General features: G+C 71.5%; 21 protein-coding genes and 2 rRNA genes. 17 read left to right on the top strand and 6 right to left on the bottom strand.

The window, feature by feature from the left end:
* From ACFWA9_RS10595 to pstB, 10 genes are all read left to right on the top strand, one after another.
* Nucleotides 1-93: ribosomal RNA gene (locus ACFWA9_RS10595) — 23S ribosomal RNA — on the top strand; the annotation flags it as partial.
* 85 nt (nucleotides 94-178) lie between these two features.
* Nucleotides 179-295 (top strand): 5S ribosomal RNA (gene rrf / locus ACFWA9_RS10600).
* 74 nt (nucleotides 296-369) lie between these two features.
* Entirely contained in the window at nucleotides 370-1,407 is a 1,038-nt protein-coding gene (gene mshD / locus ACFWA9_RS10605) for a mycothiol synthase (protein ID WP_380385441.1), read from the top strand.
* Between the two features lie 426 nt (nucleotides 1,408-1,833).
* Nucleotides 1,834-4,011, top strand: coding sequence for an RNA degradosome polyphosphate kinase (locus ACFWA9_RS10610; protein WP_359803871.1), 2,178 nt, complete (start codon nucleotides 1,834-1,836; stop codon nucleotides 4,009-4,011).
* A gap of 139 nt (nucleotides 4,012-4,150) precedes the next feature.
* Nucleotides 4,151-5,236, top strand: a complete 1,086-nt coding sequence (locus tag ACFWA9_RS10615) for a CHAD domain-containing protein (RefSeq protein WP_359803857.1) — start codon at nucleotides 4,151-4,153, stop codon at nucleotides 5,234-5,236.
* Nucleotides 5,237-5,279: 43 nt separating this feature from the next.
* The gene (locus ACFWA9_RS10620) at nucleotides 5,280-5,741 is read left to right on the top strand and encodes an NUDIX hydrolase (RefSeq protein ID WP_380385525.1); all 462 of its coding nucleotides are present in this window, start codon (nucleotides 5,280-5,282) and stop codon (nucleotides 5,739-5,741) included.
* Between the two features lie 274 nt (nucleotides 5,742-6,015).
* Nucleotides 6,016-7,146, top strand: coding sequence for a phosphate ABC transporter substrate-binding protein PstS (gene pstS, locus ACFWA9_RS10625; protein WP_329489081.1), 1,131 nt, complete (start codon nucleotides 6,016-6,018; stop codon nucleotides 7,144-7,146).
* Nucleotides 7,147-7,295: 149 nt separating this feature from the next.
* Nucleotides 7,296-8,276 carry a phosphate ABC transporter permease subunit PstC gene (gene pstC, locus ACFWA9_RS10630; RefSeq protein ID WP_329489082.1) on the top strand — a complete coding sequence of 327 codons (981 nt, stop codon included), beginning with the start codon at nucleotides 7,296-7,298 and terminating at the stop codon, nucleotides 8,274-8,276.
* Nucleotides 8,273-9,349, top strand: coding sequence for a phosphate ABC transporter permease PstA (gene pstA / locus ACFWA9_RS10635; protein ID WP_329489083.1), 1,077 nt, complete (start codon nucleotides 8,273-8,275; stop codon nucleotides 9,347-9,349). The genes pstC and pstA overlap by 4 nt, the downstream gene beginning before the upstream one ends.
* Nucleotides 9,350-9,417: 68 nt before the next feature.
* The gene (gene pstB / locus ACFWA9_RS10640) at nucleotides 9,418-10,194 is read left to right on the top strand and encodes a phosphate ABC transporter ATP-binding protein PstB (protein ID WP_329489084.1); all 777 of its coding nucleotides are present in this window, start codon (nucleotides 9,418-9,420) and stop codon (nucleotides 10,192-10,194) included.
* A gap of 133 nt (nucleotides 10,195-10,327) precedes the next feature.
* On the opposite strand, the gene ACFWA9_RS10645 is transcribed toward pstB, so the two are convergent.
* Entirely contained in the window at nucleotides 10,328-11,323 is a 996-nt protein-coding gene (locus tag ACFWA9_RS10645; RefSeq protein WP_352293704.1) for an inorganic phosphate transporter, read from the bottom strand.
* A 5-nt stretch (nucleotides 11,324-11,328) separates the two neighbouring features.
* Nucleotides 11,329-11,949 carry a DUF47 family protein gene (locus tag ACFWA9_RS10650; RefSeq protein WP_329489086.1) on the bottom strand — a complete coding sequence of 207 codons (621 nt, stop codon included), beginning with the start codon at nucleotides 11,947-11,949 and terminating at the stop codon, nucleotides 11,329-11,331.
* Nucleotides 11,950-12,365: 416 nt separating this feature from the next.
* Between ACFWA9_RS10650 and ACFWA9_RS10655 the strand changes: the two genes are divergently transcribed.
* Complete coding sequence (locus tag ACFWA9_RS10655) at nucleotides 12,366-12,767, top strand: metal-sensitive transcriptional regulator (protein WP_352293701.1); 402 nt, start codon at nucleotides 12,366-12,368, stop codon at nucleotides 12,765-12,767.
* Between the two features lie 16 nt (nucleotides 12,768-12,783).
* On the opposite strand, the gene ACFWA9_RS10660 is transcribed toward ACFWA9_RS10655, so the two are convergent.
* Together ACFWA9_RS10660 and ACFWA9_RS10665 are read right to left on the bottom strand one after the other, a co-directional pair.
* A complete protein-coding gene (locus ACFWA9_RS10660) occupies nucleotides 12,784-13,077 on the bottom strand; it encodes a hypothetical protein (protein WP_380385448.1) in 294 nt (97 codons plus the stop codon).
* A 172-nt stretch (nucleotides 13,078-13,249) separates the two neighbouring features.
* Complete coding sequence (locus ACFWA9_RS10665; protein WP_380385451.1) at nucleotides 13,250-14,149, bottom strand: hypothetical protein; 900 nt, start codon at nucleotides 14,147-14,149, stop codon at nucleotides 13,250-13,252.
* Nucleotides 14,150-14,316: 167 nt separating this feature from the next.
* On the opposite strand from ACFWA9_RS10665, the gene ACFWA9_RS10670 reads away from it, so the two are divergent.
* Nucleotides 14,317-14,514, top strand: a complete 198-nt coding sequence (locus ACFWA9_RS10670) for a hypothetical protein (RefSeq protein WP_380385454.1) — start codon at nucleotides 14,317-14,319, stop codon at nucleotides 14,512-14,514.
* 64 nt (nucleotides 14,515-14,578) lie between these two features.
* Here the strand turns inward: ACFWA9_RS10670 and ACFWA9_RS10675 are convergent, their stop codons facing one another.
* Nucleotides 14,579-15,289: a phosphatase PAP2 family protein gene (locus ACFWA9_RS10675; protein WP_380385456.1), complete on the bottom strand. Its 711-nt coding sequence runs from the start codon at nucleotides 15,287-15,289 to the stop codon at nucleotides 14,579-14,581.
* A gap of 193 nt (nucleotides 15,290-15,482) precedes the next feature.
* Nucleotides 15,483-16,697 carry an NlpC/P60 family protein gene (locus ACFWA9_RS10680; protein ID WP_380385527.1) on the bottom strand — a complete coding sequence of 405 codons (1,215 nt, stop codon included), beginning with the start codon at nucleotides 16,695-16,697 and terminating at the stop codon, nucleotides 15,483-15,485.
* Nucleotides 16,698-16,945: 248 nt separating this feature from the next.
* Here ACFWA9_RS10680 and ACFWA9_RS10685 point away from each other — a divergent pair, with 248 nt between their 5' ends.
* From ACFWA9_RS10685 to ACFWA9_RS10705, 5 genes are all read left to right on the top strand, one after another.
* Nucleotides 16,946-17,296 (top strand): hypothetical protein, encoded by a 351-nt coding sequence (locus ACFWA9_RS10685; RefSeq protein WP_329489090.1) that lies wholly within the window; start codon nucleotides 16,946-16,948, stop codon nucleotides 17,294-17,296.
* A 169-nt stretch (nucleotides 17,297-17,465) separates the two neighbouring features.
* Nucleotides 17,466-18,284: a hypothetical protein gene (locus ACFWA9_RS10690; RefSeq protein WP_329489091.1), complete on the top strand. Its 819-nt coding sequence runs from the start codon at nucleotides 17,466-17,468 to the stop codon at nucleotides 18,282-18,284.
* Nucleotides 18,274-19,548, top strand: a complete 1,275-nt coding sequence (locus tag ACFWA9_RS10695) for a hypothetical protein (RefSeq protein ID WP_380385460.1) — start codon at nucleotides 18,274-18,276, stop codon at nucleotides 19,546-19,548. The genes ACFWA9_RS10690 and ACFWA9_RS10695 overlap by 11 nt, the downstream gene beginning before the upstream one ends.
* Nucleotides 19,549-19,555: 7 nt before the next feature.
* On the top strand, nucleotides 19,556-21,130 hold the full coding sequence (locus tag ACFWA9_RS10700; RefSeq protein WP_329489093.1) for an SCO6880 family protein: 1,575 nt from the start codon (nucleotides 19,556-19,558) through the stop codon (nucleotides 21,128-21,130).
* A gap of 18 nt (nucleotides 21,131-21,148) precedes the next feature.
* Nucleotides 21,149-22,498 (top strand): ATP-binding protein, encoded by a 1,350-nt coding sequence (locus ACFWA9_RS10705; protein ID WP_329489094.1) that lies wholly within the window; start codon nucleotides 21,149-21,151, stop codon nucleotides 22,496-22,498.
* The last annotated feature ends 195 nt before the right edge of the window (nucleotides 22,499-22,693 follow it).

The raw sequence follows: 22,693 nt of genomic DNA on the forward strand, positions 1-22,693 counted from the left end.
GGCTCCCAGTAGACGACTGGGTTGATAGGCCGGATATGGAAGCCTCGTAAGGGGTGGAGTTGACCGGTACTAATAGGCCGAGGGCTTGTCCTCAGTTGCTCGCGTCCACTGTGTTGTTCTGAAACAACGACCCCCATGACATGGCCTGTCGTGGGTGCGGTTGACAGTTTCATAGTGTTTCGGTGGTCATAGCGTGAGGGAAACGCCCGGTTACATTCCGAACCCGGAAGCTAAGCCTCACAGCGCCGATGGTACTGCAGGGGGGACCCTGTGGGAGAGTAGGACGCCGCCGAACAATCATTCCAAAGAACCCCCCGATCCTTACGGATCGGGGGGTTCTTTGCGTTTTCCTTGACGTATCGTCAGAGCATGGACGATCAGGACGCGCAGCAGGAACGGGTCTACGAGGGAACGCCGGCGACCGGCGAGGGGGCGGTCGTCGCTCGCGAGGCGCTCCGGCCGGAGGCGCGCGACGGTGCGCTGCGCGTGCTGACGGAGGCCCAGGCGGTGGACGGCCGCGCCGCGGTCTCCGAGCAGGGGCGTCTGCGGCTCCGCTCCTCGGACGCGGCCCGCCCGGGAGTCGTCCACTTCGTCCAGCGGGCAGCAGATCCGGCACAGCCGGTGGACGACGTCGTCGGCTACGCGCAGCTGGAACTCCCCCAGGGCGACCCGGCCGGGGCCAACCCGTCGGCCGAGCTCGTGGTGGCGCCGGCCGCCAGGGGCCGCGGCTTCGGCCGCCCGCTGCTGGACGCGGTACTGACCGAGGCGCATCGGGCCGGCCGCGACCACGTCGACGTCTGGGTGCACGGCGGGCACCCGGCGGCCCGCCACCTGGCCGGGAAGTACGGCGCCGAGCTGGTCCGCGAGCTGCGGCAGATGCGCCGCACCGGCCCGCAGACCGAGGCGGTCGCCCTCCCGGACGGCATCGAGCTGCGAACCTTCCGCCCCGGCGAGGACGACGCCGAGTGGCTGCGGCTGAACGCGCTGGCCTTCGCGCACCACCCGGAGCAGGGCTCCTGGACCGAGCAGGACCTCGCGGACCGGCTGGCCGAGCCGTGGTTCGATCCGGCCGGCTTCTTCCTCGCGACCCGCGGCGGCCGGGCGGTCGGCTTCCACTGGACCAAGGTGCACCCGGCGACCGCCACCGAGCCGGCCCTCGGCGAGGTGTACGTGGTCGGCGTGGACCCGGCGGAGCAGGGCAGCGGCCTCGGCCGGGCGCTGACCGCGGCCGGCCTGCGTCACCTGACCGGCGGCGGACCGGGCGAGCGAGGGCTGGAGACGGTCCTGCTCTACGTGGATGCGGACAACCCGGCCGCCGTGCGCGTCTACGAACGACTGGGGTTCACCGTCCACGAGGTCGACCTGATGTACCGCGTCCAGTACCGCGGGCCCGCAGCGGCCGAATGAGACCGGCCGAACGAGACCGGCCGAGCGACCCCGCGCGCCGGTGTCGTACCGCGACCGGGCCGCCACCCGATCGCAGTAGGGTTGATCGCGCGCGGGTACCTATCGGCAGGCACGGAACCACGGTCCGGCGCGGCGCCGGGACGGCATAGCGGACAGTCGGGGCCGAAGCAACGGGTGGGCCGCCAAGCCCCGGCTCCGACCGATTCAGCTTTCCTCCTGGCCATGCGGTGTTTACCGTGGATTCAATTGCTGCCGCGAAGATCACAGGATGAAGTCCGTAGTGTCTCGCTCGTGCAGCGTCGGCGACGCCTGCCGGCCGGTCCCGTGTTGACCGCGCCGGGCGGGTGGGCGTTGGCGCTGGGCGAGGACGACGGCCCGCAGAGCCTTTCCCGTCCGGACGCCGTCCTGCTGGAGGAGCTGGAGCCCATGAGCATCCCCCGCCCTGTCTCTGCCCCGCTGTCCCCTCCGGCCCGGATGTCCAGTGCGCTGGGGATACCGCCGGAGCTTCCGGCCGCGGATGACGAGTTGTTCGACGAACTGCCCCAGGGCCGTTTCCTGGACCGCGAGCGCAGCTGGCTCGCGTTCAACGAGCGGGTGCTGGAACTGGCGGAGGATCCGCAGATCCCGCTGCTGGAGCGGGCCAAGTTCCTCGCGATCTTCGCGAGCAACCTGGACGAGTTCTTCATGGTCCGGGTGGCCGGCCTGAAGCGCCGGATCGCCACCGGGGTGGCCCAGCGCAGTGCCTCCGGCCTCCAGCCGCGCGAGGTGCTGGACCTCATCTGGACCCGTTCGCGCGAGCTGATGGCGCGGCACGCCGCCGCCTGCCAGCAGGAGGTCCTGCCGGACCTCGCGAGCGAGGGCATCGAGCTGGTCCGCTGGCCCGAGCTGGCCGAGAAGGAGCAGGCCCGCCTGCACACCCTGTTCCGGCAGAAGATCTTCCCGGTGCTCACCCCGCTGGCGGTGGACCCGGCCCACCCGTTCCCCTACATATCGGGACTCTCCCTCAACCTCGCCGTGGTGGTGCGCAACCCGGTCTCCGGGCACAAGCACTTCGCCCGGGTGAAGGTGCCGCAGTCCCTGGCCCGCTTCCTGGAGGCCTCCCCCCAGCGCTACGTGCCGCTGGAGGACGTCATGGGCGCCCACCTGGAGGAGCTCTTCCCAGGGATGGAGGTGCTCGCGCACCACGCCTTCCGGGTCACCAGGAACGAGGACCTGGAGGTCGAGGAGGACGACACCGAGAACATCCTCAAGGCCCTGGAGAAGGAGCTCATGCGGCGGCGCTTCGGCCCGCCGGTGCGCCTGGAGGTCGAGGAGTCGATCGACCCCTACATCCTGGACCTGCTGGTGCGGGAGCTGAACATCACCGAGGCGGAGGTCTTCCCGCTGCCCGGTCCGCTCGACCTCACCGGTCTGTTCGGCATCGCCGACCTGGACCGCCCCGAGCTGAAGTACCCGAAGTTCGTCGCGGGCACGGCGCGCGGTCTGACCGACGTCGAGTCGGCCTCGCAGCCGGACATCTTCGCCGCGATGCGCGAGCGGGAGGTCCTGCTGCACCACCCGTACGACAGCTTCTCGACCTCGGTGCAGGCCTTCCTGGAGCAGGCCGCGGGCGACCCGGACGTGCTGGCGATCAAGCAGACGCTGTACCGGACCTCCGGTGACTCGCCGATCGTGGACGCGCTGATCGACGCCGCCGAGTCGGGCAAGCAGGTGCTGGTGCTGGTCGAGATCAAGGCGCGCTTCGACGAGCAGGCCAACATCAAGTGGGCCCGCAAGCTGGAGGAGTCCGGCTGCCACGTGGTCTACGGCCTGGTCGGGCTGAAGACGCACTGCAAGCTGTCCCTGGTGGTCCGCCAGGAGGGCGACACCCTGCGCCGCTACTCGCACGTCGGCACCGGCAACTACCACCCGAAGACGGCCCGGCTGTACGAGGACATCGGGCTGCTGACCTCGGACCCGCAGGTCGGCGCGGACCTCTCGGACCTCTTCAACCGGCTCTCCGGCTACTCGCGCCGCGAGTCCTACCGGCGGCTGCTGACCGCGCCGCGCGGCCTGCGGGACGGACTGATCTCCCGGATCCACAACGAGATCGCCCATCACCGGGCCGGCCGTCCGGCGTTCGTGAAGATCAAGGTCAACTCGATCGTCGACGAGGCCGTGATCGACGCGCTCTACCGGGCCTCCCAGGCCGGGGTGCCGGTGGACGTCTGGGTGCGCGGGATCTGCGCGATCCGCCCGGGTGTGCCGGGGCTGAGCGAGAACATCCGGGTGCGCAGCGTCCTCGGGCGGTTCCTGGAGCACTCGCGGATCTTCGTCTTCGGCAACAACGGGGACCCGGAGGTGTGGATCGGCAGCGCCGACATGATGCACCGCAACCTGGACCGCCGGATCGAGGCGCTGATGCGGATCACCGACCCGGCGCACCGGGCCGAGCTGTCCGGGCTGATCGACCTGGGGGTGTCGGACGAGACCGAGTCCTGGCACCTCGGGCCGGACGGCGCCTGGACCCGGCACGCCCAGGACGCCGAGGGCAAGCCGCTGCGACACGTCCAGGACCTGCTCATCGACTCGCGCCAGCGCCGCCGCGCCGCCACCGCCCGCTGACCGCGAGCCGCCGCCACGACCCATGGAGCGACCCACCGGGGCGAGCCGCCGACACGGGCCGCCCAGCGTCGGGATCCGCTGCGGCGGTCGGCCACCAGCCCCGGGGGACGGCTCCGGGGGAACGGGGATCTACCTAGTCATGACCGATGCGCCGATGACGGCCCAGACGGCCTCCACCGCGACCGCCGGGGACATCCTCTCCAGCCATCTCACGGCCCAGGCCGGGGCGTTCCTGCGGGCCCTGCCGATGGCCGTGGGCGAGGTCGGCGCCAGACCGGGGGCGGCCGTCGTCCCGTCCACCGGTACGGCCGGACTGCTGCGGGCGGTACGGCGGATCGGCGGGCTGCTGCACACCTTCGGCGGGTCCTTCGACCAGGCCTGGGCGCAGGAGTCGCGCACCGAGCTGCGCTGGCTGCTGAACCTGCTGGCGCTGGAGCCGGGGTACGTCCGCCGGTCGGCCCGGCTGCTGGGCGCGCTGGACGCGCTGACCGGCAGCGAGGCGGACGGTCCCGGCATGCTGGCCGGCCACGCCGGGGCGCCGAAGGCGCGGGCGCTGCTCGACCGCCAGCTGACGCTGGCCCGGACCAGGGCGCACTCGACCGTGCTGCAGGAGCTCCGGTCGGCGCGGCTGCACGCGCTGGCGGACCGGATGACGCTGCTGGTCGCCGAGGCGCCGCTGCTGGAGACGGCGGACGGCCGGGCCGGCGCGGTGCTGCTGCCGCAGGCGGCGACGGCGTTCGGCGCGCTGACGGCGAGCGCCCAGCAGCTGCCGCTGCGGCGGGCGGCCACCCCGTACGGCGGGGACGGTCTGCGCCGGCTCGGCGCGGTGCCGGCGGCCCGGGGCGCGATGGACGCCGACGCGGCGCTGGCGGCGGACGACGCGCCGTGGCACCGGGTGCGGATCCTGGTGAAGCGGGCCCGCTACGCGCTGGAGGTGTGCGGCCTTCCGGCCGCCGAGCTGGACGCGCTGGACGAGGTGCTGCGCCGGCACCAGGAGGCGGCCGACGCGGCGGTCACCGCGGCCACGGCGGCGCGGACGCCGAGGATCACACCCGCGACCGCCTACGTGCTCGGCGTGGTGCATGCTGATCAACGACTGGAGGTGGAGGCGGCACGGTACGCCTTCGGCCGCCGGTGGCCCGAACTCCCGCCGGGCCTGGACGGCTGGCTGGAGATCCCCCCTGCCGAGGGCTGGGGGTACACCCCCGCACCCCGGACGGCATGACGTGCACGACCGCCTGAGCACCGAGCGGGCCCACGGCTCGACCATCAGCAGCCCGCGGCCCGGGCGGGGGCCGGTGGTGCTGGCCGCCGGCGCGGTGCTCTGGCTGCCGGGGCGCCCGAAGAAGAGCGGCCGGCTCGGGCGGCCGCGGATCGCGCTGATCCACCGCCCCAAGTACGACGACTGGAGCCTGCCGAAGGGCAAGCTCGACCCGGGGGAGGGCGTGGTCGAGGCGGCGCTGCGCGAGGTGCGCGAGGAGACCGGGTTCTCCTGCGTGCTGGGGGACGAGCTGCCGACGCAGCACTACCTGGCGCAGGGGCGGCCGAAGGAGGTCCGGTACTGGGCGGCGGTGCCGGCGGCCGGGGAGTTCCGGCCGAACCGGGAGGTGGACCGGCTGGAGTGGCTGCCGGCGGGGAAGGCCAGGGCCAGGCTGACCCACGAGCGCGACCGGGTGCTGGTGGACGCGCTGCTCGGGATGCTCGGCGCGCGGCCGGTCCGGTCCTCGTAGCCGGGCCCGCCCTCCTGGCCGGACCGGTGACGGAACGTCGGCAGTGATCTTCCCGCGCCCTGCTCGTGACGCAACCGTTACTACCTGACGTAGTTTCCTGTCATCCGTCCGAGGTTCACTCCCCGTTCACTTCCGACCGGCTGACGTGTCACTTACCCGGCTTAACTTCGGGGTTACCGGAGGGCCGCACGGGCCCCGGACCACAGCAAAACCCGCGCCCCGCCGTCCTCGTACGGTCCGCGTGCCGGGCAATGCCACAGAAAGGGACACCCCTGTGAAGCTCCAGCGGAACGGCCGCTCCAAGGCCCTCGCCATCGGTGCCATGGCGCTCGTCAGCTCGCTGTCGCTCGCCGCCTGCGGTTCGGACGAGAACAACACCAACGCGTCCGGCGGCAGCGGCTCCGCCTCGGCTCCCGCGATCGCCTGTGGCAGCAAGCCCGCCGCCCTGATCTCCGCGGGTTCCACCGCGCAGGGCAACGCGATCGACGTCTGGAAGAACAACTTCGGCGCCGCGTGCTCCGGCTCCAGCATCAACTACGGCGGCGGCGGCTCGGGCGCGGGTGTCCAGCAGTTCAACCAGGGCAAGATCCAGTTCGCCGGTTCCGACTCGCCGCTGAAGCCGGCCGAGGTCGAGGACAGCAAGAAGGTCTGCACCGGCGGCCAGGGCATCAACCTGCCGCTCGTCGCGGGTCTGATCTCGATCGTCTACAACGTGGACGGCGTCGACAACCTGGTCCTGGACGGCGCGACCACCGCCAAGATCTTCGACTCGCAGATCACCAAGTGGAACGACCCGGCGATCGCCGCGCTGAACCCGGGCGCCAAGCTGCCGGACGCCGACATCCAGGCCGTCCACCGCACGGACGACTCGGGCACCAACGAGAACCTGACCAAGTACTTCGCCAAGGTCTCCAACGGCGCCTGGAGCTACCCGGCCGCCAAGGCCTGGGCCGGCAAGGGCGGCCAGGGCGCGAACGGCTCCGCCGGTGTCGCGGCCCAGGTGAAGCAGGTCAAGAACTCGATCAGCTACGCCGAGCTGTCCTACGCGCAGAGCAACAACCTGAAGAGCGCCGCGATCGCCACCGGCGCCTCCAAGCCGGTCGAGGCCACCGCCGCCAACGCCGCCACCACCTTCGCCAAGGCGAAGATCGCGGGCACCGGCAGCGACCTGGCGCTGACCCTCGACTACGGCACCAAGGAGGAGGGTTCCTACCCGATCGTCCTGGTCACCTACGAGATCGTCTGCGACAAGGGCAACAAGGCCGACACCCTCGACGCGCTGAAGGCGTTCCTGACCTACGCCGCCAGCGACGCCGGTCAGAAGGCGGTCGGCGACACCGGCTACGTCGCGCTCCCGAAGGAGCTGACGGACAAGGTCAACGCGGTCATCCCGACCCTGGCCTGATCCAGCCCGACCTCCGGTGGAGCGGCCCCGTGGACGAGGGGGCCGGGGCCGCTCCGCCGGACAGCACGACTTCGCCATGAGCACGTCCGGGGCACCGCCGCCAGGGTGCCGCCCCCTCGGGGCAGCACCACCAGACCGGAGTAGACCACATGACTTCATCCTCCCCTGCCGCCCCGCGAGGCAGGGAACGCCGCAAGCGTGACAGCCGGCTCGGCGACAAGATCTTCATGAACGCCGCCCGTGGGTCGGGCATCCTGCTGCTGGTCATCATGGCCGCCATCGCAGGCTTCCTGACCTGGCGCGCGGGCATCGCGCTGAGCAAGAACGAGGGCAACTTCCTCACCACCTTCGAGTGGACGCCGGACGCCGCGAAGCCCGTCTTCGGCATCGCCGTCCTGGCGTTCGGCACCATCATCAGCGCGGCGCTCGCGATGGCGATCGCCGTCCCGGTGGCCATCGGGATCGCGCTGTTCATCTCGCACTACGCGCCGCGCCGGATCGCCCAGCCGTTCGCCTACCTGGTGGACCTGCTGGCCGCCGTGCCCAGCATCATCTACGGCCTCTGGGGTGCGCTCTTCCTGGTGCCGCACCTCTACGGGCTGACCAGCTGGCTGGACGAGTACCTCGGCTGGACGTACGTCTTCGACCAGTCCCGGGTCGGCACCGTGCCGCGCACGCTGTTCACCGTGGGCATCCTGCTGGCCATCATGATCCTGCCGATCATCACCGCGGTGACCCGGGAGGTCTTCCGGCAGGTGCCGCGGATGCACGAGGAGGCGGCGCTCGCGCTCGGCGCGACCCGCTGGGAGATGATCCGCACCGCGGTGCTGCCGTTCGGCCGCCCCGGCATCATCTCGGCCTCGATGCTCGGCCTCGGCCGTGCGCTCGGCGAGACCATCGCGGTCGCGGTGGTGCTCTCCTCCAACAACGTCCTCTCGCTCCACCTACTCGACCCGGGCGGTGGCACCTTCGCGCAGAACATCGCGCTGAAGTTCGCCGAGGCCCAGCCCTTCGGCCGGGACGCGCTGATGGCCTCCGGCCTCGTCCTGTTCGTGATCACCCTCGTGGTGAACGGTGCCGCGCGGCTGATCGTCGCCCGCCGCAAGGAGTACTCGGGGGCCAACGCATGAGCGCCGCGACCACGTCCGTTCCGGCGGACACCCGCCCGGTCGGCCGCCCGCTGACCTCCAACCGCCTGCCCAGGTGGACCCCGGCCGCCGTCGCCGCCGGCTCGATCGCGCTCGGCTGCGGGATCGGCGCGGTCGGCGGGCTGGAGAGCCACCTGCAGTGGGGCCTCATCTCGGCGCTGCTGTTCCTGGGGATCAGCTACGGGCTCGCCGCCCGGGTCGAGGGCCGCCGCCAGGCCAAGGACCGCTTCGCCACCTCGGTGGTCTGGGTCGCCTTCATCCTGGCCGTGGTGCCGCTGGCCGCGCTCACCATCTACACCGTCCAGCAGGGCGCGGAGGTGGTGAACGGCAACTTCCTGACGCACTCGATGAAGGGCGTCCGCTACTCGGGCCCCGGCGGCGGCATCTACCACGCGCTGATCGGCACCATCGAGCAGGTCCTGCTGGCCACCGCGATGGCCGCGCCGATCGGTCTGCTGACCGCCGTCTACCTGGTCGAGTACGGCCGGGGCCGGCTCGCCAAGGCGGTCACCTTCTTCGTCGACGTCATGACGGGTGTCCCGTCGATCGTCGCCGGTCTGTTCATCCTGTCCCTGTGGAACATCGCCCTCGGCTTCTCCTACTCGGGCTTCTCGGGCTCCCTCGCGCTGGCGATCCTGATGATGCCGGTCGTGGTCCGTTCCACCGAGGAGATGCTGAAGCTCGTCCCGAACGAGCTGCGCGAGGCGTCGTACGCCCTCGGCGTGCCGAAGTGGAAGACCATCCTGCGGATCGTCCTCCCCACCGCGATCGGCGGCATCACCACCGGTCTGATGCTCGCGGTCGCCCGCATCACGGGCGAGACCGCCCCGGTGATGATGCTGGTCTTCGGCGCGGACTTCATCAACAGTGACCCGTTCAACGGGCCGCAGCAGTCGCTGCCGATGTACATCTGGCAGCAGTACGCGGTGGTGAACAACGACTACGGCTACGCCCGTGCCTGGGGCGCGGCGCTGGTGCTGATCGCCTTCGTGATGGGGCTCAACCTCATCGCCCGGGGCATCGCACGCTGGCGTTCGCCCAAGGGCGGACGCTGAGCGCCCGACTGACGTACGACCCAGAATTCATTAGCGGCCCCCGGCCGCGGGCGAGAGAAGTAACGATCATGGCCAAGCGCATCGACGTCAGCGGACTGTCCGCCTTCTACGGCACCACCAAGGCCATCGAGGACATCTCGATGAGCATCGAGCCCCGCTCGGTGACGGCCTTCATCGGCCCCTCGGGCTGCGGCAAGTCCACCTTCCTGCGGACCCTCAACCGGATGCACGAGGTGATCCCCGGCGCCCGTGTCGAGGGCAAGGTGCTCCTGGACGACGAGAACCTCTATGGCTCGCACGTCGACCCGGTCGCCGTCCGCCGGGCGGTCGGCATGGTCTTCCAGCGGCCGAACCCGTTCCCGACGATGTCGATCTACGACAACGTGATCGCCGGGCTGAAGCTCGCGGGCGTCCGCAAGAAGTCCGTCCTGGACGGCGTGGTGGAGAAGTCCCTCAAGGGCGCCAACCTGTGGAACGAGGTCAAGGACCGGCTGAACAAGCCGGGTGCCGGCCTCTCCGGCGGTCAGCAGCAGCGCCTCTGCATCGCCCGCGCCATCGCGGTCGAGCCGCAGGTCCTGCTGATGGACGAGCCCTGCTCGGCGCTCGACCCGATCTCCACCCTCGCCATCGAGGACCTGATCGGCGAGCTGAAGTCCCAGTTCACGATCGTGATCGTGACGCACAACATGCAGCAGGCGGCCCGCGTCAGCGACCGCACCGCCTTCTTCAACCTCGCCGGGGTCGGCCAGCCGGGCAAGCTGATCGAGCTGGACGACACCCAGCGGATCTTCTCCAACCCGTCCGTGCAGGCGACCGAGGACTACATCTCCGGCCGCTTCGGCTAGACCGCCCGGAGCCAGAGCTGCTTCGTGGTGCTGCATGGCGGTGCCGCCGCGAAGTATGAGGAAGGGCCCGCCCCCGAGACGTGGGGGCGGGCCCTTGCCATGTCCGCCGGCGCGTCCTGCCCGGCCCGGGGGGTCAGCCCCAGAACAGGTGGACGAACCAGTACATCAGCGCCGCGACGATCGCGGCGGCCGGCATCGTGATGAACCAGCCGAGCACGATGTTCTTCGCGACGCCCCAGCGGACCGCGCGGATCCGCTTGGTGGCGCCCACGCCCATGATCGCCGAGGTGATCACGTGGGTGGTAGAGATCGGCGCCTTGAAGACGAACGAGGTGATGTACATGACCGTCGAGGCGGTGGCCTCGGCGGCGAAGCCCTGCGGCGGGTCCAGCTCGATGATCTTGCGGCCGAGGGTCCGCATGATCCGCCAGCCGCCCGCGTAGGTGCCCAGCGAGAGCATCGTGGCGCAGGAGATCTTCACCCAGACCGGGATGTCACTGCTGTCGTGGTGGCCCGAGATGGTGAGCGCCATGACCACGATGCCCATGGTCTTCTGGGCGTCCTGCAGACCGTGCGCGAGGGCCATGGCGGCGGCCGACGCGGTCTGCGCGACCCGGAAGTTGCGCTTGGCGCGGTGCGGGTTGGCCCGCCGGAAGATCCACAGGATCGCCAGCATGACCAGGTAGCCGCCGACCAGGCCGACGATCGGCGAGACGATCATCGGGATGACGATCTTGTCGAGGACGCCGCTCCAGATCACCTCGGTGCCGCCGGCCAGGGCCGCCCCGACCATGCCGCCGAACAGCGCGTGGGAGGAGGAGGACGGCAGGCCGAAGTACCAGGTGACCAGGTTCCAGGCGATCGCGCCGACGAGGGCGGCGAACAGGATCGCCATGCCCTGGTTGCCGGTCGGGGTGGCGATGATGCCCTTGGAGACGGTGTGCGCCACGCCGCTGCCGAGGAAGGCGCCGGCCAGGTTCATCACCGCGGCCATCGCGAGTGCGGCCCGCGGGGTGAGGGCCCGGGTGGAGACCGAGGTGGCGATGGCGTTCGCGGAGTCGTGGAAGCCGTTGGTGTAGGTGAAGAAGAACGCAACGCCGAGGACGGCGATGAGTGCAGCCAGGTCCACGAGGGTCAGGACTCCTTGACGGCGATGGTCTCCACCGTGTTGGCGACGTGCTCGAACGCGTCCGCCGCCTCCTCAAGGACGTCCACGACCTGCTTGAGCTTGAGCACCTCGATGGCGTCGTACTGGCCGGAGAACAGGTGGGCGAGCAGCTTGCGGTGGATCTGGTCGGCCTGGTTCTCCAGCCGGTTGACCTCGATCCAGTACTCGGTGAGGTTGGACATGGTGCGCAGGTTCGGCATCGCCTCGGCGGTGAGCTCGGCGGCGCGCGCCAGCACCTCGATCTGCTGTTCGATGCCCTTGGGCAGGGTCTGGATGTCGTAGAGGACGACCAGGTCGACGGCCTCCTCCATGAAGTCCATGATGTCGTCCAGCGACGAGGCGAGGCTGTAGATGTCCTCGCGGTCGAAGGGCGTGATGAACGACGAGTTCAGCTGGTGGAAGACCGCATGGGTGGTGTCGTCCCCGGCGTGCTCGGCGGCGCGCATGCGCTCGACGATCTCCGCGCGGGCCGACACGTCTGATCCCAGCAGTTCCAGCAGGAGCTTCGATCCCACGACGAGGTTCTCCGCTGCCGCGGCGAACATGTCGTAGAAACTCGTCTCCTTCGGGGTCAGGCTAAAACGCACGGAAATCTCCGATGTGCGGGGTAGGGACTGAACGATGCTAGGTGCAACCAAGCGCAATTGCGCAAACGGGGTGGTGCGAGGGGAGGCGGATCCTCCGCTTCCGTTTGGTCGCCGTAGTGGTGCACCCGGCCCGCACACCCATGTGCGGACGTGAGCCCCCAGTCTGACGGAACCTCGCGCGGTTTGCCCCTGTCGTGCGCGCGGAACAGCGGGGTGTGGCCCGGACGGGGGAACCACCCTCCGGGCCGGCCCCGGAGCCCGGCCGGACCCCGCCCGGAGCCCGTCCGGCGCCGCTCTGGGGCCGCTCCGGGGCCGCTCCGGGCCGTCGACCGCGCCGGAGGAACACCACGACCGGCCCCGGTGTTGGACACTGGAGGCCGACGCAGCCACCCAGGCATCCAGACGAAGGCGGGCCGATGACCACGACGGAAGCGCGCACCGACCCGGACCAGGCGCCGGGGGGCGAGCCGCACGGCGCCGCCGGGCCGGCCGCTCCGGAGGCGCCCGCACAGCACGGTGGGCACGGCGGACACGGGCCGCACGGGTACAGCGCCCAGAAGGACGCCCACCTCAAGCGCCTGCGCCGGATCGAGGGGCAGATCCGCGGCCTCCAGCGGATGGTCGACGAGGACGTCTACTGCATCGACGTGCTGACCCAGGTGTCGGCCGGTACCAAGGCCCTGCAGTCCTTCGCGCTGTCCCTGCTGGAGGAGCACCTGCGGCACTGCGTCGCCGCGGCCGCCGAGGAGGGCGGCGCCGAGCTGGACGCCAAGGTGGCGGAGGCCACCGCCGCGATCGGCCGGCTGCTGCGCAGCTAGGCCCTCGGCCGGGCGCCTAGGAGCTGCCCTGGCGGCCGGTTCCCGGGCCCGCCGCGGGCCCGGCTCCGGGGCGGCGGCCGGCGCGGCCGGGCGCCCGCTCCTGGGGCGTCCGGTGCCCCGCCTCCGGCGGCCGGTCGGCGGCCGCGGCGCCGTCGGGCCGGTCCAGCAGCAGCACCTCGTCGATCCGCTCCGGCGGGAGCCGGTCGCCGTCGCTGGCCGTGGCGGCGATCATCAGCTCGCCGGCCAGGTCGATCTCGTCGAGGGCCGCGTCCTCGTGGCCGCCGCTGCGGCCGCCCGTGGACGACACCACCTGCACCACCCCTTCAGCGCCTCGCCAGCCCGGGCGGCAGCCACCCGATGTCCAGCCTAGGCACTTCGCAGCCCGTCCACATGGCACGGACGGGCCATCTCGGCGCCGCCGAAACGGGTGGGCCGCGCTGCCCGGGGTGGCCCACCCGTTCCGGCGGCGTCCCCGCCGCCGGCTACTTCGGGCTTTCCGTGGGCTTCATCGCGTAGATGTCGGCGGCGGGCGGCTCGGCCGCCTCCACCGGCTTGCCGAAGTCCGACAGCGTGGTGGTCGACGTCACCTTCACCTGGTCCTTCGCCTCCTTGGACCCGGCCACGCCGGCGAAGGTGAAGATCTCGACCACCTTGTGCAGCCGCCCCTGCTCGTCCAGCCAGGCGTCGTACGGGACGTCCTTGACCGTGAAGGTCTGGGAGCCCATCCGCAGGCCGTCCCCGCCCCGGCCGCCGGTCGCGTCCGCGGCCTTGGCGAGGTCCAGGGTGCCCCGGTAGTGCTTCAGCGGGACCCCGTCGACGGTCTCGGTGCCGACCAGGTCCGCCTTCTGCGCCCCGCGCAGCGCACCCGCGGCGGAGGCCGGTTCGGTGGCGCCGCTGCTGACCAGGTTGCCGTCCGGCAGCTGGCGCACGTCGAGCTTGACCCACTTGCCCTCGGGCACCTTGGCGCCGCTGTTCTGCAGGTAGACGGTGCCCGGCAGGACCACCTCGACGATCTTCCCGGTGGTCGCCGCGCCGGGTGGCACCGCGACCTCCAGCCGCCCGATCCGCTTCACGTAGTCGTAGCCGCCGGTGCCGGTGAAGACGGCCTTCTTCTCGGCCGACTCGGTGACCAGTTCGGTCGCGGTGTGCGCGGAGCCCGTCCGGCCGGTGATGTCGGCGGCGCTGCGGACGGCCGTCACCGGGTCGGCGGAGAGCCGGTCGGCGCCCGCCTTCTGGTCGGCCGAGCCGCCGGAGGCGGCGGTGGCGCCCGAGCAGCCGGCCAGCCCGGCGAGCGCGGCGGCGAGCACGGCGGCGCCGGCCGCCGAGCGCAGGTGGGGCAGTGGGCGACCGTGCCGCCGGCCGCTGCGCTGCTGGTCGGTCATCTTCATCCTCGCGACAACCCCCTCGGGCCCCGACTGCCCCGCCGGCCACCACCACCGGGTGGGCAGAGCTCTTTCCGGGCAAACGAGTTGGGCATCGAAGGGTTACGCGGCACCCGGCGCACGGCGGGCGTCGCGCGCCGGGTCCCGGGCGCGTTACCGTGAAGCACGTGCACAGTGAGCTGCCGGCCGAGCCCGGCACCGCCCGGATGCCCGAGCACCGCGTCGAGATCAGCGAGCGCGGTTCCTTCTGCTTCGCGACCTGCGCCTGCGGCTGGTTCTCACCGGCCCGCCGTTCCCGGGACCTGACCAGACGCGAGGCCGCCGACCACCTGGCCGGGACCGGCGCCGGCCGGACGACGGTCTAGAGCCGGCCGGACGACGGTCTGGCGCCGGCCGGACGCGGCCCCGTCGGCCTCGGCGGCCCCGCCGCTAGGCCGCGAGGTCGGACTCCGGCGGCTGCTCGCCGGACGTCACGGTGCCGCCCGCCCGCCCCCGTCGGCCGCCGCGCGGGCGGTTGCCGGACTGCGGTGCCCGGATCAGCGGGGCGACGGCGGTGCGGCTCAGCGCGTGGCAGAGCGGGACCAGCACGGCCATCGCGATCGGCGCCAGCAGCAGGACCACCGCGGTGGCGAGCGCGAAGCCGCCGATCACGTCGGTGGGGTAGTGGACGCCCATGTACATCCGGCAGAAGCCCTGCAGCAGCGCGAGGCCGCCGGCGATCCAGCCCAGCCGCCGGTTCACCAGGAACAGGGCGACCGCGATGCCCATCGACATCGTCGAGTGGTCGCTCACGAAGGAGTGGGTGCCCTCCTTGCCCTCCACCAGCACGTCCAGCCCGGCGTGGTCGACGAACGGCCGCGGGCGGTTGACGATGGCGGCGATCGGCAGGTTCGCCAGCTCGGCGAGGGCGACCGCGAGCGGCGCCCAGAGCAGGCCGGCGACGGCCACCGGGGCGTCCGGGCGGCGTCGCGCCTGGAGCCAGCCGACCAGCCCCAGCAGGGCCAGGCCGATCAGGATGCCGTACTCGCCGATCCAGGAGACCGAGTGGTCCAACCACTGCGGGGAGCGCTTGGCCAGGCCGTTGACGGCGTAGAGCAGTCCGAGGTCGGGGTTGGTCGTGTCGGCAAGCGGCGTCGACACGCCGCACCTCCTTCTGGTTCCGCAGCACCTGTTCGATCCGGCCGTGGCCCGCCGTCCCCGCCCTGTTCAGGGAGCTGACGTGGAGCCAACGAACACAACGTCATAACCGGTGCACAGCGTTCCACGGAAACGCGCGGTTATGGAAACTTGACTCAGCGTCCACAGCGCACTCACACCCGGCGGCCCGGAGGGTTCAGCTCTTTGCAGCGTTTTGACCTGCACCTGTCGGGGAGGGGCCGGCCGCGACCGTCCGGCGGGTCGCCGCGGAGCCGGGCGCGCCGAGGGCGGACGGCGGTGCGGGGGCGGACGGCGGTGCGGGGGCGGCCTGGTTGGCCGGGGCGGCGGGGGTCGACGGGGCCGGGGAGTCCGGGGTGCCCGGGCGGCTGGGGCCGGTGATGCTGCCGTCGGTGTTGCGGACCGGCAGCGCCTCGGCGCCGTCCGAGGTGACCCGGGTGGCGCCGATGTACTCCTTGCTGTCGATCTTGTCGTAGCGGATCACCGCGCCGGTGTGCGGGGCGTTGATCATGTAACCGCCGCCGACGTAGATGCCGACGTGGTGGATGGTGCGCGGGTCGCCCAGGTCGGTCGCCCAGAACACCAGGTCCCCCGGGCGGAGCTGGTCGCGCGAGGGGTGCTGCCCGGCGTACCACTGGTCGTTGGCGACCCGGGGGAGCGTGATGCCCACGCTCGCGTACGCCGCCTGGGTCAGCCCGGAGCAGTCGAACCGCCCGTTCTGCGAGGGCAGGCCCTCGCCGCCCCACAGGTACGGGGTACCGAGCTTGGTCTGGGCGAAGTAGATCGCCCCGGCCGACTGCTGGGAGACGGCCACCGGCGCGGTCGGCGCGGTGAAGCTGCGGGCCATGGCCTGGATGTTCTTCACATAGCCCTGGGTCTCCTTGTACGGCGGGATCCCGCCGTACTTCGTGACCGCGTACGGACCGGCGTTGTAGGCGGCCAGCAGGTTGGCCTGGCGGTCGCCCGGGACCTTGGCGACGTCGTCGGCGAGTGCGCAGTCGAACGTGGCGGCCGAGGCGATCGCGTCCAGCGGGTCCCAGACATCCTTCTTGCCGTCATTGTTGCCGTCCGTGCCGTATGTTCCCCAAGTGGCCGGCATGAACTGCGCCATTCCCTGCGCGCCGACGGGCGATCGGGCGCCGGGGTCAAAGCCGCTTTCCTGGTACAGCTGCGCCGCGAGCATCGGCGGGGAGATCTCCGGGCAGAGCGAGCCCCACTGCTGGATCGGCCCCTGGTAGGCCGCCGGAACGGTGCCCGGGGAGAGCGCGGCGCGATTGGCCGACTGCTGCGGCGCACCACTGGCCGCATACGTCGCAACCGTGACCAGCCCGATGAAGCCGACCGCTACAACTCCCGCAGCGGCGGCGGCCGTACCGGCCTTCCGGAGTACCATCAGCACCATCCCGACGAATCGTCAGTCGAAGTGTCCCGGAAGGCGTTGCTCACCGCAATCATCAGAGATACAAAGAGTGAGCGCTATCCTTCGTACGGTGGACATCCTCGCGTACGTGTCCGGTGCCGCACGACCAATCCGCGAGAAGCAGCCAAGTCGACATCAGATCTGGCCAAGAATAGGTACCGACCCTTCGCGCGGACGGGGTCTGGGCCCTTGAATTTGCCTGATCGGGCGGTGAGATGGAAATGAACCTGAGCAGCGTGGACAGACTCGCGATCGGCCACCTGGCCGAAGACCCTCCTAAGAAGCCGAATATCGACACCATCATCGGCGGGATCGCGCCGGACTGGGGCCCGTTCGCGAGTCTCGGGTCGGAGGCCCGGGTGATGGTCGAGGTCGTCATGGCCGTGGCGATCCTGGCCTGCCTCGGCCTGGCCGTCTGGGGCGCGGCCAAGCAGCGGATCGGTGCGACCGCGATGCGGGACAGCTTCGGTGCCGAACAGGGCAAGGGACTGATCATCGCCGGGCTGACCGGCGTGTTCATCATTGGATCACTTGGCACTCTGTTCACCATTGTGTACGGCATGGCCATCTGACGATCGGACAGTTCGGGCGCGCGTGGGCGGCACGGCTGTCCGCCCGCCCGGCCGCCGGTTCCGTCGGAGCCCCCGTCGGGAGTCCACCCCACCACCCCTCCCTCCGCGCCCGCCCACGGGCGGAGGGGCCCCCGGAGCCTCCCCGGCTCCCAGCACCAGGAGGGCCGCCGTGCCGTTGTCCGACGACCAGCCGCACACCCGTACGCGGCTGCCGGTCGGCGAACAGCCCTCGTCCCAGCCGACCGCCCGTCAGCCCCGGCCGCTGCGGACCCTGCTGGCCGTCCTGGTGGTCGTGACCCTGCTGGTGGTGGCGATCTCCATCGCCAACCGCGGCAAGGCCGACCCCGGCTCCGGGCCCGCCCGCTCGGCCGACGGCGTCGCCCCCACGGCCGCCTCCGGCGCCGGGCCGGCGCCCAGCGGGGACCAGCCCGTCGGCACCACGACCAACGGGATCGCCGGCGGCTTCCCGCACACCGACCAGGGCGCGCAGTCGGCCGCCACCAACTACGCGGTCGCCATCGGCTCGGCCGACATGTTCCGCACCGACAGCCGCCACACCATCGTGGCCACCATCGCCGACCCGTCGGCCGTCGCGGCCCTCCAGACCCGCCTGGACCAGGGGTTCACACCCGAGACCGCGGCCAGGTTCGGTGTCGACGCGCAGGGGCGCGCACCCAAGGGGTTGACCTTCGTCAGCCGGACTGTTCCGGTCGGAACCAAGAGCAGTGGGTACAGCTCGGAGAGCGTCAAGGTCGAGGTCTGGTGCACGGGTCTGTTCGGCCTGGCGGGTGAGCGCTCGGTCCGTCCGGTCTCGGAGGAATGGTTCACGCTGACTCTCAGCCTGCGGTGGACCGGTACGGACTGGAAGCTCACCGACTACAGCCGGGTGGCGGGCCCCGCACCCGTCCCGCCGGACCAGCAGGCCGCGACTGCCGAGGAGATCACTGGTGCCGTCGAGCAGTTCGGAGGCTTCCGCTATGCCCGCTGACGCTGGTCCGGGTTCCGTACGCCGTGGGTTGGGCAGGCTGGCCGCAGGTGCGGTGGCAAGCGTTCTCCCGGTCGTGCTGACGGCCGGGCGGGCCTTCGCCGAGCCGAGCCCCTCGCCGACCTCCGGCCCGACCAATACGAGCTGCCCGGGAGTGCCGCTTCCCGGCAACGACGTCTACTGCGCGCCGGGCGGCAGCGGTACGCTCCCCGGCTCCGGGACCGTCGGGAGTGTCACCGATCCGCTCGGGGCGCTCGCGAAGGGGTGTGCGCAGGCGGCGTCCTGGGTGGTGCGGAAGCTGTCGGGGGCCATCGACGGGACGACGCAGGTGGACTTCACCAACGCGTCGTTCCTGCAGCAGTACGCGGTGGTGTTCGCCGCCTCGACGATCATCACGCTGGTGCTCTGGCTGCTGGCGGTGACGAAGCGGGCGGTGCGCGGCGCGCCCCTGACGACGGCGATCTCGGAGGCGATCGGCTTCCTGTGGCTGACCGTGGTGGCCTCCGCGTTCACACCGCTGATCCTGTACACCGTGGTGAGCGCGACGGACGGGCTGACCACGGCGATCGCGGTGGGGACGAAGTCCGACACCGGGACGTACCTGGGCGGGTTCGCGGACACCTTGGAGAAGGGTGACATGGGCGGCGGCCCGCTGATCCTGATCATCGTGTCGCTGGTGGCCGTGCTGGCGGCGGCGGTGCTCTGGGTCGAGCTGCTGATCCGGGCGGCGATGCTGTACGTGGGCGCGCTGCTGGGGACGGCGGTGTACGCGGGGCTGGTCGACAAGCAGCTCTGGAAGCACGTGCGCCGTTGGGCCGGGGTGATGCTGGCGGTGGACCTGGCGAAGCCGATCATCGTGATCATCCTCGGGCTGGCCGGCGCGGTGGCCACCGGCGCCGGGGCCAACGACGACTTCGCCCGGGTGCTGTCCGGCCTGGCGATCCTCTTCCTCTCGATCTTCGCGAGCGCCTCCGTCTACCGTTTCGTGCCGGGCTTCGGTGACGAGATCATGAGCATGCGCCATGCCCGGGCCAGCGCGGTGTCGGCCGGGTCGGCGATGATCAACGGCACGGCGAACCTGGTGAAGCAGGGCATCAGCACGCACGGCGACCGCGGCGCGCAGGGGGGCGGCGGCAGCCCGGGGGTGGGCGGCGGCTCGGTCGCGCCGGGCATCGCCGCCCACGCGACGCGGTCCCCCGCGCCGCCGCCGCAGGCCTCGCCGGCCTCGGCCTCGACCCGCGACAGCAATCCAGCGAAGGGAGGGTGACGGGTAAGTGAGCAGCGAACCACTCGGCCAGTACGGCGCCCAGTACGCCCAGCCGTACGTGCACCAGCGCCGCACCTACCTGATCGGCAAGGCCCGCCCGAACGCGCCGATCGGCCGCAACCGGGAGTCCGGCGAGATCGTCCTGATCATCTTCGGGGCGTTCCTCGGCATGCTCTGGGGTCTGCTGATGCCGATCCTGCCGCTGCGCATCGCGGGCCTGGTCGGTCTGCCCCTGCTGGCGATCGCGGCGGTCTACGTGCCGTACCGGCGCCGGACGTTCTACAAGTGGGTGGAGATCAACCGCACCTACCGCCGGACGGTCCGCAGCGGCCGGGCGGTGTGGAAGTCGGACGTGATGGACGCCGGGACCCGGATGGACGGGCGGGAGGTCGAGGTCGGCCCGCCGCCCGGGGTGGGGCGGTTGCGCTGGCTGGCCGCGCCGTTCGGGCCGGACGAGGTCGGGGTGCTGATGCACCTGGAGCGGCGGACGGTGACGGCCGCGATCGAGATCGAGGGCCCGGGCGTCGGCCTGCGCGACTCGGAGGACCAGGAGGCCCTGGTCGACCGGTTCGGCACGCTGCTGAAGCACGTCGCCAACGGCGACGGCTTCGTGACGCGGCTGCAGATCCTGGCCCGGACGCTGCCGGCGGACCCGGACGCGCACGCCAAGGACGTGGAGCGGCGCGGTGACCACGACGCGCCGGGCTGGCTGAAGGACTCGTACGACCAGCTGCAGTCGATGGTGTCGACCTCCTCCGAGCAGCACCGGGCGTACCTGGTGGCCTGCATGCACTACACCCGTGACCTGGCCGCCGAGGCGCACGCGATGGGCCGGACGGCGACCGGGCGGCGGGCCCGGGACGACGAGGGCCTGGCCGCGGTGATGGCCCGTGAGCTGACGGACATCTGCGCGCGGCTGGCGGAGGCCGACATCCGGGTGCGCCAGCCGCTCGGGCAGGCGCGGCTCTCCTCGCTGCTGCACTCGATGTACGACCCGGACCACCCGATCGACCACATCCAGGCGATGTCCCGGCGCAACGCCTGGCCGGCCGAGCTGGACGCGACGAACCCGCAGTACCTGGAGGCGAAGACCCGCGAGTCGGCGACCCGCGCGCCGTGGTGCCACGCCACCGCGTGGATCAAGGAGTGGCCGCTGACCCCGGTGGGCGTCAACTTCCTGGCGCCGCTGCTGGTGCACACGCCGGACGTGATCCGGACGGTCGCGGTGACGATGGACCTGGAGCCCACCGACGTCGCGATCGAGCGGATGCTCACCGAGAAGACCAACGACGAGGCGGAGGCCAGCCGCGCCGCGAAGATGAACCGGACGGTCGACCCGCGCGACCTGGCCCACACCGGCCGGGTCGACCAGCGCGGTGACGACCTGGCGTCCGGCGCGGCCGGGGTGAACCTGGTCGGCTACATCACCGTCTCCTCGCGCAACCCGGAGGCGCTGGCCCGCGACAAGCGGACCATCCGTGCCTCGGCCGGCAAGAGCTACCTCAAGCTGGAGTGGTGCGACCGCGAGCACCACCGGGCGTTCGTCAACACCCTGCCGTTCGCCACCGGCATCCGCCGCTGATCCACCTGGAGGCCCCGCATGGCGATCGGCAACCTCACCGACGCGTTCACCAGCCTGATGTTCGGCAAGGTGGAGACCACCCGGCTGCCGGTGCGCACCTCCACCGGCCAGGCGCAGGCGGTCTACCTGCCCACCGCCGCGCCGGGGCTGGGTGACTCCGGCGTGATCATCGGCCGCGAGGTGTACAGCGGCAAGGGCTACGTCTACGACCCCTTCCAGCTGTACGGGCAGCAGCTGCCGGCGCCGCACTGGCTGGTGCTCGGGGAGTCGGGCAACGGCAAGTCCGCGCTGGAGAAGACGTACGTGCTGCGCCAGCTGCGGTTCCGCGACCGGCAGGTGGTGGTGCTGGACGCGCAGGGCGAGGACGGCGTCGGCGAGTGGAACCTGATCGCCAACGCGCTGGGCATAAAGTCGATCCGGCTCGACCCGATGGCGGCCCGGGACGGCGGGGTGAAGCTCAACCCGCTGGACCCGGCGATCACCCAGACCGGCCAGCTGTCGCTGCTGCGCACCATCGTCGAGGTGGCGATGGGGCGCGGGCTGGAGGAGCGGGCGGGGTTCGCGCTGAAGGCGGCGCACGCCCATGTGATCGCCTCGGTGACCGACCGGCAGCCGGTGCTGGACGACATCATCGACACCCTGCGCAGCCCCGAGCTGGCCTCGGTGGAGTCGCTCGGGGTCGGGGTGGACGAGGTGCAGTCCTGGGGTCTGGACGTGGCCCTGGTGCTGGACCGGCTGGTCGACGGTGACCTGCGCGGCATGTTCGACGGGCCGACCACCGACGGCATCGACCTGGACGCGCCGCTGATCGTGTTCGACCTGTCGCACATCGACCGGAACTCGATCGCGATGCCGATCCTGATGGCGATCGTCGGCGTCTGGCTGGAGCACACCTGGATCAGGCCGGACCGGCGCAAGCGGATCTTCCTGGTGGAAGAGGCCTGGCACATCATCAACAGCCCCTTCGTCGCCCAGCTGTTCCAGCGGCTGCTGAAGTTCGGGCGCCGGCTCGGTCTCTCCTTCGTGGCGGTGGTGCACCACCTGTCCGACGTGGTGGACGGCGCGGCCGCCAAGGAGGCCTCGGCGATCCTCAAGATGGCCTCCACCCGGACGATCTACATGCAGAAGGCCGAGGAGGCGAGAGCCACCGGCCGGGTGCTGGGTCTGCCGCGCTGGGCGGTTGAGATCATCCCCACACTCTCGCCCGGCATCGCGGTCTGGGACGTCAACGGCAACGTCCAGGTGGTGAAGCACATCATCACCGAGGCCGAGCGGCCATTGGTCTACACCGACCGCGCGATGACGGAGGACACGGTCGCCGAGCGGACCCGTGCGGAGCGCCAGTTGGCGTCCGAACCAGGTCTCTGAACCCCGCTCCGGCGTGCGCCGGAGCCCCCGCCGCGTCAGTCCGGTCCGGCTCCGGGCCGCTGCGGCGCGCCCGTCCGGCGGCCCGCCGTGCGGCGACGGTTCGTCAGCAGGTAACCCTGTCGTTACGTCCAGGGTCCTGACAGCTACGCGCGTTGACTCTAGGCTGCACTGGCGCAACGCCTCCCGTCGCCCGTC

It is taken from the genome of Kitasatospora sp. NPDC059973, from assembly GCF_042737525.1.
Taxonomy (GTDB): domain Bacteria; phylum Actinomycetota; class Actinomycetes; order Streptomycetales; family Streptomycetaceae; genus Kitasatospora.

What these genes read in the sequence shown, in the direction of transcription:
- ACFWA9_RS10655 (WP_352293701.1), top strand. Translation starts at nt 12,366, where the DNA reads ATGACCACGACGGAAGCGCGCACCGACCCGGACCAGGCGCCGGGGGGC.
- ACFWA9_RS10695 (WP_380385460.1), top strand. Translation starts at nt 18,274, where the DNA reads ATGCCCGCTGACGCTGGTCCGGGTTCCGTACGCCGTGGGTTGGGCAGG.
- pstA (WP_329489083.1), top strand. Translation starts at nt 8,273, where the DNA reads ATGAGCGCCGCGACCACGTCCGTTCCGGCGGACACCCGCCCGGTCGGC.
- ACFWA9_RS10615 (WP_359803857.1), top strand. Translation starts at nt 4,151, where the DNA reads ATGACCGATGCGCCGATGACGGCCCAGACGGCCTCCACCGCGACCGCC.
- ACFWA9_RS10685 (WP_329489090.1), top strand. Translation starts at nt 16,946, where the DNA reads ATGAACCTGAGCAGCGTGGACAGACTCGCGATCGGCCACCTGGCCGAA.
- pstB (WP_329489084.1), top strand. Translation starts at nt 9,418, where the DNA reads ATGGCCAAGCGCATCGACGTCAGCGGACTGTCCGCCTTCTACGGCACC.
- ACFWA9_RS10610 (WP_359803871.1), top strand. Translation starts at nt 1,834, where the DNA reads ATGAGCATCCCCCGCCCTGTCTCTGCCCCGCTGTCCCCTCCGGCCCGG.
- pstC (WP_329489082.1), top strand. Translation starts at nt 7,296, where the DNA reads ATGACTTCATCCTCCCCTGCCGCCCCGCGAGGCAGGGAACGCCGCAAG.
- mshD (WP_380385441.1), top strand. Translation starts at nt 370, where the DNA reads ATGGACGATCAGGACGCGCAGCAGGAACGGGTCTACGAGGGAACGCCG.
- ACFWA9_RS10680 (WP_380385527.1), bottom strand. Translation starts at nt 16,697, where the DNA reads ATGGTACTCCGGAAGGCCGGTACGGCCGCCGCCGCTGCGGGAGTTGTA.
- ACFWA9_RS10665 (WP_380385451.1), bottom strand. Translation starts at nt 14,149, where the DNA reads ATGACCGACCAGCAGCGCAGCGGCCGGCGGCACGGTCGCCCACTGCCC.
- ACFWA9_RS10705 (WP_329489094.1), top strand. Translation starts at nt 21,149, where the DNA reads ATGGCGATCGGCAACCTCACCGACGCGTTCACCAGCCTGATGTTCGGC.